The organism is Chryseobacterium sp. Tr-659 (genome assembly GCF_011752975.1).
GTDB lineage: Bacteria > Bacteroidota > Bacteroidia > Flavobacteriales > Weeksellaceae > Chryseobacterium.
Genome location: NZ_VWWP01000001.1, coordinates 652,155 through 667,262 on the forward strand (window position 1 = coordinate 652,155; position 15,108 = coordinate 667,262).

At 36.2% G+C, this 15,108-nt stretch carries 11 protein-coding genes; 8 read left to right on the plus strand and 3 right to left on the minus strand.

The window, feature by feature from the left end; all coding sequences use genetic code 11:
• Window positions 1-200 precede the first annotated feature (200 nt).
• The 7 genes from F3J23_RS02845 to F3J23_RS02875 all read left to right on the plus strand — a co-directional run bounded on the left by F3J23_RS02845 (window position 201) and on the right by F3J23_RS02875 (window position 11,403).
• Window positions 201-1,436, plus strand: coding sequence for a M43 family zinc metalloprotease (locus F3J23_RS02845; protein ID WP_167023766.1), 1,236 nt, complete (start codon window positions 201-203; stop codon window positions 1,434-1,436).
• Between the two features lie 152 nt (window positions 1,437-1,588).
• On the plus strand, window positions 1,589-3,490 hold the full coding sequence (dnaK, locus tag F3J23_RS02850) for a molecular chaperone DnaK (protein ID WP_167023769.1): 1,902 nt from the start codon (window positions 1,589-1,591) through the stop codon (window positions 3,488-3,490).
• A 156-nt stretch (window positions 3,491-3,646) separates the two neighbouring features.
• Window positions 3,647-4,195: a hypothetical protein gene (locus tag F3J23_RS02855; RefSeq protein ID WP_167023772.1), complete on the plus strand. Its 549-nt coding sequence runs from the start codon at window positions 3,647-3,649 to the stop codon at window positions 4,193-4,195.
• A 379-nt stretch (window positions 4,196-4,574) separates the two neighbouring features.
• The gene (locus F3J23_RS02860) at window positions 4,575-7,298 is read left to right on the plus strand and encodes a TonB-dependent receptor (protein WP_317167682.1); all 2,724 of its coding nucleotides are present in this window, start codon (window positions 4,575-4,577) and stop codon (window positions 7,296-7,298) included.
• A gap of 24 nt (window positions 7,299-7,322) precedes the next feature.
• The gene (locus F3J23_RS02865) at window positions 7,323-8,672 is read left to right on the plus strand and encodes a DUF4876 domain-containing protein (protein ID WP_167023775.1); all 1,350 of its coding nucleotides are present in this window, start codon (window positions 7,323-7,325) and stop codon (window positions 8,670-8,672) included.
• Window positions 8,662-10,254, plus strand: a complete 1,593-nt coding sequence (locus F3J23_RS02870; protein WP_167023778.1) for a DUF6850 family outer membrane beta-barrel protein — start codon at window positions 8,662-8,664, stop codon at window positions 10,252-10,254. The genes F3J23_RS02865 and F3J23_RS02870 overlap by 11 nt, the downstream gene beginning before the upstream one ends.
• A 6-nt stretch (window positions 10,255-10,260) precedes the next feature.
• Window positions 10,261-11,403 carry a cytochrome-c peroxidase gene (locus tag F3J23_RS02875; protein ID WP_167023781.1) on the plus strand — a complete coding sequence of 381 codons (1,143 nt, stop codon included), beginning with the start codon at window positions 10,261-10,263 and terminating at the stop codon, window positions 11,401-11,403.
• Between the two features lie 66 nt (window positions 11,404-11,469).
• On the opposite strand, the gene F3J23_RS02880 is transcribed toward F3J23_RS02875, so the two are convergent.
• On the minus strand, window positions 11,470-12,297 hold the full coding sequence (locus F3J23_RS02880; protein WP_167023785.1) for a C10 family peptidase: 828 nt from the start codon (window positions 12,295-12,297) through the stop codon (window positions 11,470-11,472).
• Window positions 12,298-12,381: 84 nt separating this feature from the next.
• On the minus strand, window positions 12,382-13,563 hold the full coding sequence (locus F3J23_RS02885) for a helix-turn-helix domain-containing protein (protein ID WP_167023788.1): 1,182 nt from the start codon (window positions 13,561-13,563) through the stop codon (window positions 12,382-12,384).
• 240 nt (window positions 13,564-13,803) lie between these two features.
• On the opposite strand from F3J23_RS02885, the gene F3J23_RS02890 reads away from it, so the two are divergent.
• Window positions 13,804-14,316, plus strand: coding sequence for a thioredoxin family protein (locus tag F3J23_RS02890; RefSeq protein ID WP_167023791.1), 513 nt, complete (start codon window positions 13,804-13,806; stop codon window positions 14,314-14,316).
• Window positions 14,317-14,382: 66 nt separating this feature from the next.
• Here F3J23_RS02890 and F3J23_RS02895 read toward each other — a convergent pair whose 3' ends face one another.
• On the minus strand, window positions 14,383-14,979 hold the full coding sequence (locus tag F3J23_RS02895) for a hypothetical protein (protein ID WP_167023794.1): 597 nt from the start codon (window positions 14,977-14,979) through the stop codon (window positions 14,383-14,385).
• Window positions 14,980-15,108: the final 129 nt, after the last annotated feature.

Genomic DNA, 15,108 nt, shown 5'->3' on the forward strand with positions numbered 1-15,108 from the left:
TTGGGTATACGTAGGGTACTGGCTTGATAATTACAGCAAAAAAAGCAGCTGATTTCTCTGTGTTATGATACATTTTCATTGTATGTGTTGAAAAAATAAACATTTGTATTTTATTTCATGTGTATTTTTATTGATTTTTCATTTTTTATACATATTATTTACAAGAATGTTTATATTTGCCGGCTATTTATAAATTTAAAATGAAAAAACTTTTACTATTGACGGCCAGCCTTCTGGTGGCTAACGCTTATGCCCAAAGAGAATGTGCAACGGATATGAAAATGAAAGAGTTCTTTGCAAGGAATCCTCAGGCTCTGGCAAAAAAACAAGACTTAAGAAATTATCTTACAGATAAAAATGCTGCCGGAACAGCAGCAAAAAATGGACAGACGGTGATTACGATCCCTGTTGTAGTCCATGTTTTATATGGAAGTTCAGCACAAAATATATCTGATGCTCAGATTGCATCACAAATTGCAGTACTTAATAATGACTTCAGAAAGCTTAATTCAAATTTTAATTCCGTAGTTCCAGAGGTGTTCAAACCTTACGCAGCAGATATGGAATTGGCATTTTGTATGGCAACAAAAACACCTACAGGTGCTGCGACCAATGGTATAGAAAGAAAATCTGTTTCTGCGGGGTTTGATTTTGCCAATCAATATTATATGGCTTCAGGGCTTACTGCCTGGGATCCTACCAAATATCTGAATATATGGGTTGGAAACATGCCTAGCCCTTATTTAGGATGGGCTTATCTGCCGGATGCTGCCGGATATCCTGAGGATGGGCTGGCAATCGGATATAAATATTTCGGAACTACGGGAGCTGCTGTTGCTCCTTATAACGGAGGAAGAACTGCTACCCATGAGATTGGACATTATTTCGGATTGCTGCACCCTTGGGGAGAAGACGGCAGTGCTTGTGGAACTCCGGATAATGATGATGGTTGTGCAGACACTCCTGCTACTAATGATGCTCATTACGGTGGAAATGTCTTTCCTGATAACTCTTTCATGTGTACACCTACAGCAAATGGTGCTATGTTCATGAATTTTATGGATTATGTTACAGATACGGAAATGGCATTCTTTACCAATGATCAGAAAACAATAAAGACGAATACAATGGCAGGCCCAAGAGCAAGTCTTCTTAACTCTAATGCGTGTTCATTCTTGTCTGTAAATGAAGTAGAGAAGGCAAATTCTATTAATCTTTTCCCGAATCCTACCACACAATATATTTCTATTGCATCTCCTTTGGCACCCATCAACGAAGTTGAAATCTTCAATGCAGAAGGAAGATTGGTGAAAAGAGCCTTTATTAAAAATGAAACAGATAAAATTGATGTGAAAGATTTTGCCAGCGGTATTTATTATGTAAGAACTTATAATGGCAAAGACTTCGTAAAATCAATGAAGTTTATTAAGAAATAATGAAAATATTTCCATATTGATTCATAAAAAACCTCGATTTTATCGGGGTTTTATTTTTGTTATGTCATTTTGTCACTATTTTTTGAATGGTACAGATGTTGTGAAATAGAGAATGTAAATTAAAATTAAAAATAGAAAAAATATAAAATATTATGAGTAAAATAATTGGAATTGACTTAGGAACAACCAACTCTTGTGTTGCTGTTATGGAGGGTAAAGACCCTGTTGTTATCCCGAATGCAGAAGGTAAAAGAACAACTCCTTCTATCGTAGCCTTTACAGAAGATGGTGAAAGAAAAGTAGGTGATCCTGCAAAAAGACAGGCTGTAACGAATCCAACGAAAACTGTATACTCTATCAAAAGATTTATTGGTACTCATTTTAAAGATGATGGAAGTGAGATTGCAAGAGTACCTTATAAAGTTGTAAAAGGACCCAACGATACCGTAAAGGTAAAAATCGACGACAGAGAATATACACCACAGGAAATTTCTGCAATGACTCTTCAAAAAATGAAGAAAACTGCTGAAGATTATCTTGGACAGGAAGTAACGAGAGCGGTAATTACTGTTCCTGCATACTTCAACGATGCTCAGAGACAAGCTACCAAAGAAGCTGGTGAAATTGCTGGTCTTAAAGTAGAAAGAATTATTAACGAACCTACAGCTGCAGCACTAGCTTACGGTCTTGATAAAAATCATAAAGATCAGAAGATCGCAGTATATGACCTTGGAGGTGGTACTTTTGATATCTCTATCCTTGATTTAGGAGACGGTGTATTTGAAGTATTATCTACAAACGGTGATACGCACTTAGGAGGTGATGACTTCGATGATGTGATCATCAACTGGATGGCTGATGAGTTCAAAGCTGAAGAAGGTGTAGATTTAAAAGCTGATGCAATTGCTCTTCAAAGATTGAAAGAAGCTGCTGAAAAAGCAAAAATTGAATTATCTTCTTCTCCTCAGACAGAGATTAATTTACCTTATATTACAGCTACAGCTACAGGTCCTAAACACTTAGTGAAGACTTTAACAAAAGCTAAATTCGAGCAATTATCCGCTGATCTTGTAAGAAGATCTATGGAGCCGGTTGCTAAAGCATTAAAAGATGCTGGTTTATCAACTTCTGATATTGACGAAGTAATCCTGGTAGGTGGTTCTACAAGAATCCCGATCATTCAGGAAGAAGTTGAAAAATTCTTCGGTAAAAAACCATCTAAAGGAGTTAACCCGGATGAGGTTGTTGCCATTGGTGCAGCTATTCAGGGAGGGGTATTAACAGGTGACGTAAAAGACGTATTACTTCTTGATGTTACTCCGCTTTCTTTAGGTATCGAAACAATGGGGTCAGTATTCACTAAACTAATTGATGCGAATACTACAATCCCAACAAAAAAATCTGAAGTATTCTCTACAGCTTCTGACAACCAGCCGGCTGTAAGCATCAGAGTTGGACAAGGAGAAAGACCAATGTTCAATGATAACAAGGAAATCGGTAGATTCGATCTTACAGATATCCCACCTGCACCAAGAGGAGTTCCTCAAATTGAAGTAACTTTCGACATTGATGCAAACGGTATCTTAAGTGTATCTGCTAAAGACAAAGGAACTGGTAAAGAGCAGTCTATTAAAATTCAGGCATCTTCAGGTCTTTCTGATGAAGAAATCGAAAGAATGAAAAAAGAAGCTCAGGAAAACTCTGCAGCGGATGCTAAGAGAAAAGAAGAAGTTGAGATTTTCAACAAAGCTGACGGATTGATCTTCCAGACTGAAAAACAACTGAAAGAATTCGGTGAGAAACTTTCTGCTGACAAAAAAGCAGCAATCGAAGCTGCTCACGGAGAATTGAAAACAGCTTTCGAAGCTAAAAATGCGGATGACGTAAAAGCTAAAACTGAAGCGTTAGATGCAGCTTGGATGGCAGCTTCTGAAGAGTTATACGCAGCAGGTCAACAGCCGGGTGCTGATGCAGGTGCAGGAGCTCAAAACCCTGGAGGTAACACTGCAGGAGGTGAAGATGTACAGGATGCAGACTTCGAAGAAGTGAAATAATTGATGTAAACACTAACATTTAATTATAAATCAAACCCGCGGTAAACAAAGTTTACCGCGGGTTTTTTATGAACTCTTTTACGTTAATTTTATTTAGAATAATTATATATAAATGTATTTTTCCTATATTTGTGATTTAAATATAAAATTATTACCATGAAGAAAATTTCACTTTTGTTGATTTCCATACTGGCATTGTACGGATGTAATTCAGATCTGGAATCAGTAGAAAAAAACGAAAATAAGGCAGCATTCATCTCGGCTGTGAATGTTAACAATGTTTTCAAAGTACAGGTTAAAAGAGGAAATGAGACCAAAATTTACGATACGCTTAAAGTGGGAAACGTTTACACTTATAACAATAATGGGATTTTATTTGTGACAGATATGAGTCCTGCAAAAGATCCGAATTCCAGATTTTCCCCTACTGCCTGGTATATTGATTGTGAACAATATATTGGAAGTGGATTTGAGGTTGCCCTTTGTGACAGAAGTAACCTTTCAAAATATGATCCGAGATTTGTAGGGAGTGATTTCATAGAAGAACATATACTTAATGACGATTTATACTTTTGGGTGCCGGTAGACCCACAGGCAGGTCTTTATAAAGGGCCCATGGTTTATCGAACCAATTCAATTGAATCACAGGAATATCTAAGCTGCTGGTATGAAATAACTCCTACCGGTGTCTGTGTGCCATATTAAGGCAAGATTAATACAAATAACAATATAAACTCTTCTAATCCATCAGAAGAGTTTATTATTTTATGATATTTTAAAATTCTGTAAATAAGATAGGTCTGATTTTAAAGAATTATATTTTTATGAATTAATATAACCATCTCCAGTTTATTGGAGGTGGTTTTTTATTAGTCCGGAAATAGAGGTATGCGGTTCTATTTTGTGAATTGGAAAGTTGCTAAAATAAGATAAGATCTTTAATTGTATTTATTATTTTATTCTTCATATAGGGAATTGTTTTGGTTGAATATTTTATTTTAAGAGAAAATAACTAAAATAATTTTATAAATCTTTCTTTTATTTAGAATAATTATAATTAATTTTGCGGTCTAAATATTCTAAGGTGAAAGTATCGTTACTAATTGGTGTTGCATTTCTGGCAACCGGAGGATTTATGTCTGCTCAAAAGGTGGAAATTTTCCATAATGGAAAGCTGAAAAAAGGAGAAATTGTCAATGGAGGCTTAAAAGCATGTAAAGAGCTTGTTAAGAAAGACAACACAATGGTTCTTAAAGGAAAATGCCAGATCACCTTTCTGAATACAGATAATAATAATGAAGAAACCATTATAATTAACGAAGGAGAGGAACTAAGGTTACAAATAGTTGGACCAAAAAGTTCTTCCCGTGAAAGATCAGAAATCAGAATAGAAGGCGTACAGCTTACTGCAAAGAAGAAACAGTTTTCGGAAATTTCAATTCAGCAGGAAGCCCTTCAAAACCTACAGTCATTTTCTATCGGTGATGTTTTACAACAATTACCGGGTCAATACGTACAACCTTTTGATAATACCCAATTTAAAAATATTGTATTCAGAACAGCAAGTGGATCACCTGTAACAGGATCTAGTAATATTCCCGGCGGAGATGATTTTGGAAACAGAGCGTTTGGTGTACAGCTGATGGTTAATGATATTGTATTGTCCAACAACGAGAATATGCAGAGCTATGATTCTGCAAACAGCAGCCCTTTTGCAGTTGATTTTAATGTCTCAGGCCGCGGTGGTAATTTAACACCAGGCCAGCCCAATTATGGGGTTGATTTAAGAGAAATTCCCACAGAAAATATAGAAAGCATTGAAGTTATACAAGGGATTCCTGATGCAAAATACGGGGATTTAACCTCAGGTCTTATTAAAGTCAATACCATAGCGAAAGTTTCTCCGCTCAGATTAGATGCTTCTTTAAGGGAAGGAACCTACCAGATAGGTCTTACAAAAGGTTTTGGAATCAATAAAAATAATGCGCTGAATGTCTCTGCAGATTATATGAACTCTCTTTCCGATCCCAGAACAAGCCTTGTGGGATATGATAGGACTAGTTTTAATCTCCTTTGGTCTTCAAAAGGAAAAAATGGTTTTACGAACAAACTTTCTGCATCATTCACTACCAACACAAGTAAAGGTAAAAAAGATCCGGATGATCTGAACGGAATGATCATCAATGTTGATAATAAAAGCTTCTCACTAGGAAATAACATCTCCTATAATTTTGCGCGTGACGGTAGAAAGCCCTTTTTCAGAACGGTAAGTGCAGATATTGGACTTAGTTATGCCACGCAGCTTACAGAACGCAGATATTGGCTGAACCAGGGTGCCCGCCCTTATGGAAATTCTTCAGTAGACGCCGTTTACTATGCACCTTATACACCACCCAGTTACGAAAATCAGGCTTTTGCAGATGGTAAACCGCTTAATATTTATACAAATTTCAGTGTAAGCGGAAATAGAGTAACTGCTTCTAAGTGGGTTCATGCATATAGTTTCGGAGCCAATTTCCGATATGGAGATAATTTTGGAAAAGGAAGATATGGAACGGCAGGACAATTTGCAACGATAAAAGGGACAGGACAGAGTACGAATGGTATGAGGGATTATAATTATCGTGATAATGTATTTTCAAGCAAACAATATGCTTTTTATGTTCAGGATAATATTACCAAAGCTTTTGCCAACAAACATATTTTAAGAGCTAACTTAGGATTGCGTTACGACCTCCAGAATTCTTATTCCACTTACTCGCCAAGGATCAATACTTCTTACCAGATGGGGAATCTGTCTGTAAGAGGAGGATTAGGACTTACTTCTAAGGCTCCTTCACTGAACCAATTGTATACTGCACCCAGGTATTTTGATTTTCTTTTGGGAGATTATCGTTTGCCAGGTTATTATTCGGCAGCAATTATGCAGACTGTTGTTACTCCTGGAGACAATGCAGATCTGAAGCCTTCACGCAGCTGGAAAACAGAAATAGGTATTGATTACAGATTTCCTTTCGGTACTTTTAACCTTACAGGATATTACAATACATTATATGACGGGTTTACTACCATGAGTGTGTTGAAAACCATGAATAAAGCTAAAGTAAATGTTAATATCGTGGGAACACAGGTTCCGACTTTTGAAATCGTAGGAACAGAATCATTCCATTATCTGCAGAACCGAATTGTCAACGGTTACCAATCAGTAGACAAAGGTCTTGAGCTTATGGCTAATTTCAAAAAAATAGAAGCCCTTAATCTTGTTATTGGTTTTAACGCAAGTTATGTAGAAACAGCAGGCCGAAAGGATGATGGTCTTTACAGCTTCAAAGCTCCTGAAATCACAGATAAAAATTTCGAATACGGTATTTATAATGATACCAGAAACAAAAGTACAATGGCCAGAGCGAGTTTCAGCTTTGATTACCACCTTGCCAAAGCCGGATTGATTATAGGACTTAGAACAGATCACTTTCTCTCAGATAGAAAATTGACAGGAGCTAATGATATTTATCCGGTAGGTTACCTTAAATATGGTGGTGAGATAGAAATGATCCCGGAAAATGACAGAACAAATCCTTTATATCAGAACCTGTTCCTGAAGCCTTCTGATGAAAAGCTTTCAGGTTTATATAACAAAACCTTGCATAACGTTCATTTAAGAGTGACAAAAGATTTCTTAAGCGGGTTCAGATTATCGGTATATGTAAGTAATGTTTTCAACTTAAGAGCATATGACGAAAAGGGATATCTGTATTCCAACTTTACTTCCACTTCGTTTGGAGCTAATATTTCCTATAAATTTTAATAATAATACTAAAAAATAACAACAATGAAACGATTAATAGTATTGCTGATTATACCAATCCTTGTCTTCGTAGGATGTAACAGAGATGATGATTTCGGCGGAAATAATGAAATTAAGCCTGTTCCGTTTACCGTAAATATCAAATATGATGCTTCAAAATATCCTTCTGTTGCAGACAAAGGAGTAGCGAATGTTACCATTACAATGTCTAATGCAGTTACCGGTGATAAGATTATAGGAAAAACAGATGCAAATGGTGACTTGAAATTAAATGCAGTACTGCCGGGAACTTACAGCGTTCAGGCCGAGCTGCAATTGAAAAAAAGTGAATATGAACAGCAGATTGGTGAAAACACCAGCTATGAAATCGTACATTTTGGAGGGTTTCAGGAGAAAATAACCGTTAATGCCAATATCTCTTCCGCATTGGTGAGAATTTCCAGCGGAAACCTGGGAGATCTTGTTATTAAACAATATTATTATGCAGGATCAGATACAAAACTGGGTGCCAATTTCAGAGATCAGTTTATTGAAATTCATAATAATTCTGATCAGACCATTTATGCCGACGGGTTATACCTTGTATTTCTGGAAGGAAATGTAAATAATAATGTAACTAATTTTACTTTGCCAAACGGACAGTATGACTGGAGTCTGACTGCCGGAGGAGGAACAGCAGCCAATACGGATTATGTATATTCTAATATATTCATCAAAGTTCCCGGAAATGGCAGCCAGTATCCAATTTTACCAGGAAAGAGTATTATTGTTGCCCAAACAGCAATTAACCATAAAGTACCTTTTACGGATACCAATGGTACAGGAGTACCAATACAGGAGCCCGCCAGAACAGTAGATCTGAGCCAGGCAGATTTTGAAACCTATATGGGAGATTATAACATAAGCAATGGCAAAAAGCCTTTTATGTGGGATATTCAGAATATTATGGTGCCGGATATGCTGATTAATTACTGGAGCATTGCGTCCAATGATTTAATCCTGAATGTTACCTCCATGTTAGGGGTTGGAATTCTTAGGGCTACAGATGCAGAGATTGCAAGCTGGAAAAAAATACCTGCTCCTAAAGCACCTACAGGAACATTATTTTTACAGATCCCCAAAAAGTATATCATTGATGGAATAGACATTACCGATAAAGAACAAAAAGCACCTAAAGATTTCCCGTCTGATATTGATGCTTCAAGAACTTTCATTGCGAATGGTGTCGGATTAGGGGAAGCTATGTTTACAGGGCTTTCGGTAATCCGTAGAACAAAGGAAATTATTAATGGCCGTGTAGTACTGCAGGATACCAATAATTCTGCCAATGATTTTGTAACCATTAAAGCAAACCCTAGAGGATATGCACAATAAAAAATATAAAACGATTAAAGCTTTTCAATACAGTATGTTGGGATTGGTTGTGCTGGGCAGCCAGTTTCTCCGTGCTCAGGCTACTCATTTAGACAGTATTAATATAAGTGCAATAGAAAAGAATATCAGGCTGAATGATCCTTATATTTCTTTTTTTCAACCGTTGGATTTTTCCCAGACAAGCTTTCAGTTTTCTACAGAAAAACAGAATTTTAAAAGAGTTCAGACAGCTGAAAAAACCGGCAGCTTTACCTTTCAGTCCGAAGGTGTTTATAAATTGAATAATAAGATTGCATTATCAGGAAGACTTTATGCTGATAAAACAACAGAAGATAATGTTCCTTATATTCTGAATGACGAGAGAACAACCAATTCTTCATTTATTTACAATCCTTCCTACTATTGGGTACCCCGTTCAGCAAGATGGCAGAAACAAAGCTATTTTATCAACGGACAGTTTGCTTATAATCCTGTAAAACCGATAATCCTTCAAATTGGAGGAGAAGGAAGATATGCTAAATCCTACAGACAAAATGCTGATCCCAGACCAAAAGTGGACAATTATAATTATAAGGCCTTTGCAAAATTGGGATTAAAATGGCGCCAGCACTCCGTTTTCGGAAAGCTAAGCTATGTACACCACTACAAAGAGAACAATATTATGTTTGTGAGTCTCGGTGCCAATGTACCTGCAAATGACAGTATTTACATCCGATATAACGAAGGGTATGGTAACCAGTATATCGGAAATACAGAATACAAAATATCCGAGTATAAAATGGGTGGTTATATCTGGGGTGGAGAATATGCTTTCAATACTGCCAATACTCACTTTTCTGCAGGATACGACTATACAAATGTCATAGAACGCTTTTATAAAATCTATGAATATCAGGATGCCAGTTATATTAATCATAAAGAGTATACAAAATACTCAGGACTAAAAACAGATCTTCACAGTTTTTATCTTAACTTTTTAGGAAGCTATAATGGTAAAAAATGGGCTTCTTCGGTAACTTACAAAGATCAGTTGGATACCAATTATAATTATCCTTTAGAGTATAGAACCTATAGACTGGAGCAAAAAGATCTTTCATGGAAAAACAGCCTGATATGGTTTAATCACAAAAATGAAGCGTTTAAAATACTTTTAGATGCCGGATATGGAAAAAATCATGTAAGAGATGCATCTGTGGTAATGGATAGAAAGCTTTCTTTCTTCCAATATCGTCTGGGACTAGAAAGAGAGTTCGCTTTAATGCCTTTCAATAAGCTGGCTGTAGGGATCACACAAAATCTTTACCTTCCATTGGAAAAAGAATTCAACTATGCACCTTATCAAAGCTCAAAAGAGAATATCTTTGTAACGAAAATCGCACAGCCTGATTTTGCTTATGATTCCACACCAAAAATAGGATTGAACTTCAATGCAAGCTATAGATTGGATAAAGATAAAATCAGGTATGAACTGTTTGGCAGCTTTACACAGATCTGGCTGGCAAACAGCAATTATAAAAATGCAGCAGATTATAATGGAAGAGCCAATCAGATTGCATCTGTAGGGCTGAATGTTTATTATTAAAAAGAAATGAAAGACAGATATCTCGCCTTTTTGGCGATTATTGGTGCCGTATGTTTATTGAGTTATACCTCCGGTGATCCTGATAAAGGTTACACCATAGAAGAGTTGCGTACATTATACAGCAGCGGGGACCAATCCAAATGGCCGGCTCCTCATTTATTCAACGAAGCTAAAGAAGGGTTTCAGGATATCGGGCCTTTGGCTAAAATGAAATTCCCTGAAGATAACCTTTATTCCGAAGATAAAATGGAACTCGGGAAAATGCTTTTTTTTGATCCGAGACTTTCTAAAAGCGGTCAGATTTCCTGTGCCAACTGCCATAATCCGGAAATCGGATGGTCAGACGGAAGCCGGGTTTCTTTTGGACATGACCGTCAGACCGGAACCAGGAATGCACCTACTTTGGTAAATATTGGTTATGCCAGAACATTTTTCTGGGATGGACGTGCTGCAACACTGGAAGAGCAGGTGAAAGCTCCCATAGAAAATCCTGTGGAAATGAATCTTCATATGTCACTAGCCGCAAAAAATATCAGAAAAATTAAATCCTATAAACCGTTTTTTGAAAAAGCTTTCGGAAAAGGAGAAGTTACGGAAGAGAATATTGCAAAAGCAATTGCTACATTCGAACGTTCCCTGATAAGTCCACCATCAAAGTTTGATAAATTTGTTTCCGGAAAAAAAGATGCATTAACGGATTCTGAATTAAACGGGCTTCATTTATTCCGTACCAAAGCAAATTGTATCAACTGTCATAATACACCTTATTTTTCAGATCAGAAATTCCACAATTTAGGACTTACTTATTACGGGAAAAAATATGAAGATTTGGGCAGATATGGGGTGACGAAAAAAAATGAAGATGTAGGAAAATTCAAAACACCTACTTTAAGAGAAGTTTCAGAAAATAAACCTTACATGCATAACGGACTTTTTCCTGAGTTGGCTAATATCGTAATGATGTATAATGCAGGAATGGGAAGAGAAACTCCCAAAGGAGAACAGGTAAATGATCCCAAATTCCCACATAAGTCTGAAATGATTGAGAAACTTAATCTGACAGATGATGAGGTTTTCGATATTGTCGCATTTTTAAAAACACTGAACAGCTATAAATACAAAATGCGTCCCCCGGAATTACCAAAATAATATATACTAAAAACTCTTCCAGCATAGGAAGAGTTTTTGTTTTCAGATATAAAATCCATGTTTCTACTATTGGGGTTCAATAGTTATAAAAGCCCGCAGCCGGATATCATCTTCCACATCAATAGGCTTAAATAAATCATACCAGCCCGTACGGAAACCTCCCGCGCCATAATTGATGTGTACATAAAAAACATCATTTTTTTCCACATAACCGTCTATGACTGTTGAATGTCCATAAGTGGTAAAATTACCCATGTGAAAATAGACAGGTCTTTTATACCTGATTTCATTCTTAATCAGCATAATAATACTGTCTTTATCAATAATATGCCGAATCTGTTCCTTTTCAGCAATCCCTTTCATCTGCTCCTGAGAAAAAGGAATTGCTCCCGTAAAGCTTCCATAAAAAGTAGCTTTACAGGCAAAATGTTTTTCAATCTGAGGGGCCGGGTTAATCATTTCCAAATACCTGGACGTTCCGAAATCTTTACGGATAGCCACAGCAGTAAGATAGGAATATCGTGCTACTGCGTCTATGGCTCTCAGGCTGCTTTTATCATGAATCGTAGATGTGAAATTTTTCCAGATAGGAGGATAATGGGACAACGTATCGCTAATGATATATCCTTTGGAACAACGGTAAGAAACAGAACCAGATGGCTTTAAACGATGATAATATAGAATTTGGGCAAGAGCCGTACTCCAACATCCCAATACCTGTTTTTCGGGAGTATATTTGGCATAAATCCCCCATTGGTCCCAATTTGTTTTCAATAAGAAATGAGTTTTTAAAACAACAGGCTTTTGTGAAGGAGTTTGGTTGGCACTAATCTGAGAATATCCTGTATGACAGATCATCAACAAGACGATGGATAATAATTGTATTGGTTTCATAAGTAGAATTTATTGAGCACAAATAAACAATATACCGAATCTTCATCCCACTCAGAATATATTTTGAGAGTTCTCTTACTACTCTTATTTCTTTAAATTCTGCAAATATGTTTTGGGAGAATATCCTGTCTGGTTCCTGAAAATACGATAAAAACTGGCTTCAGAATTAAAGCCGCAGTCAAAAGCAATTCCGGTAATGCTAAGATGTCTAAATGCCGGATCGTTCAGCCTTTTTTTTACTTCTTCTATACGATAGCTGTTTACCCAGCTTCGGAAGTTTACCCCGAATTTTGCATTAATTGCTGCGGAAACCTGTGCCGAAGGAAAATGAACTGCTGCCGCAACTTCTTTAATATTTAATTCAGGTTCCATGAAAAGCAGTTGTTTATCCATAACCTCTTTCAATGCAGATCCGATAGTAGAAAACAGCTCATCATTTCCCGTGGTTTTTATTTCCTGATCATCAGAATCTATCAGTTCAATTTGTGCAGAAGAAGATTCATGATCAGATAATCGTAAAACCTGTACTTCCGAAGTAAGCAGACTCTTATACCCCTGAAAGGAAAGAAAGTAAATCAGTAAAGTAAGATACACATAAAAGATTTCAAGATAAAGGAATGAATGTTGGAGCTGTAAAATATTAGCATATAAGGAAGATAGAAGAAGTACAATAACCAGTATTCCGGTTCCGATAAGCAGATTTCTGAGCCATGTCAGTTCAGAATATTGTGTTGCAGACTGGCTTGTAAACAGCCATTTACGATAAATTTGTATTCTCCGGAAACTGAAATACCAATAAATACCTGCAGAAAAAAGAGCAAAAACATCTTCTATCCATTTAATTGAATTATAATGAAAATAATTTTCAGCAATAAGATCTTTCGTTGGAAGACTTGGCTGTGATAGAGCCGCGGTATAAACTACCATTGCATGCAGCTGAAAGAGAATTGCAGGTATAAAATGCCGGAATTGTTTTCGGTTAAAAGAAAAATCTTTGTCAGTAAGAGAACAGACATATAAATAAAATAAAGGCTGGATAAGAGTATCAACAGCCAGTGGAAAATACCGGATATCAGGATTCTGCCATAGCTGTAATGTATGCAGTAATATCTTAAAGCTTAATAAAGCAAGAGTCACTAATATGGTAGATAAAAGTTTTTTGCCGGGTGTCCCTGAAGGATAAAAGTAGACAGCTATTGCTGCAGCTATACCTTGTAATATGCCAACAATAACAATTGTATCGAAAATATTAAAGTTCGCGCTCATCTATAGAAACTATAAGTAATTAATATACAGAATTCTGTACTAAAACCGCAGTAGAAGCTTGTACGACCATGGTTTTAAATATCCAGATAATGTCTGCTTTTAAATAATCTCCACTTCTTCCGGCATCACAAAAAGGATTATGTAGCCGCTATCGTTTAGTATTTATAAAACTTTTAAAATTAAATAAAATAATTGAAGGATTAAATACCTAAATTCGTGTAGATTTTTAAAAAAAACAGAATGAAGTACTCTAAAATTATTATCGTTATTACCCTGTTAATGTTTCAATTAGGAATGGCACAGGAAAAAGCTGATGTTGTATTAAATAAAGCTCTGAAAGAAGCTAAAGCAGAAAAGAAAAATGTTTTATTGGTATTCCATGCCTCATGGTGCAAATGGTGTAAGATGATGGAAAAAAATATGGACCTTCCTGAAACCAAACCTATTTTTAATAAAAGATTTGTTACTGCTTACCTGGATGTTCAGGAAAGAGGTGATAAAAAAAGTCTTGAAAACCCGGGAGGGCAGGAACTGATGAATAAATATAAAGGCGAAAATGCCGGGCTTCCTTTCTGGCTGGTTCTAAACCCCAAGGGAGAAGTGCTGGCAGATTCATTTGATGATAAAGGACAAAATCTTGGATCACCTGCAACACCCGAAGAAGTAACAGCTTTTATTGCTAAACTCGGAAAATCTTCAAAATTAAATAAAGAAGAAGCGCAGACCATCGAGAAAGTATTTATGAAGAAATAAAAATATAAAATAAAAATCCCCAAAACAGATTTATTTTGGGGATTTTTTATGCTATTAACCCGTTAATTACTCTTTTTTATAATAATACTCAACATTGCTCCATAATACCACATCTTCAGACTGTGTCATGTCTGTCGGGGAGTTGAAAATGATTCCAAACATGTTGGAATATTCAGTGGTTCCGAAAAAAAAACTTTTTGCAATTGTTAATCCGTAAGATTCATTACGTGGAACACGCTTCAGATATCTCAAGGTTCTTTTTAACGTAAAAGTAGAGTTGTTTGCGTTGAAATCACCTATATAATCAGGTTTACCGCTGTTATCATTAATTAAAACAGAATCATTAACGATTTTGATGCTGTACGTAAGATCAGCAGAAGTTCCGGAAATTAATTTCAGGGAACTGTTTTTCATATCAAGATAAATCTCCTTCCATACAGGTTCCTGGTATGAACTCCAATAATTACTCAGATAAGATTCTTCGGGATTTGATTTCTGTCCCCATGATCCTGTATACAAAACAGTTTCTCTTACTTTATAAGCGTGGAATTTAAACTGATAAGCCTGTTTATCTACCGGTCTCGCATCGTCAGTCCTGTTATCATTATTTTCACAGGAAGCAAGCGACATCAAGGCCAGTGCAGCATAGATAGAGTATTTCATCGGTACTTTTTTACAAAAATAGGGGTTTTGCAGGTATTAGTGAAATAGAACGGGAGGAAATTTATGGTAGGAGTATGGGGAACATAGTTGAAGCCTTTATGGGTAAAATATAATTTTGGATTGATAGAC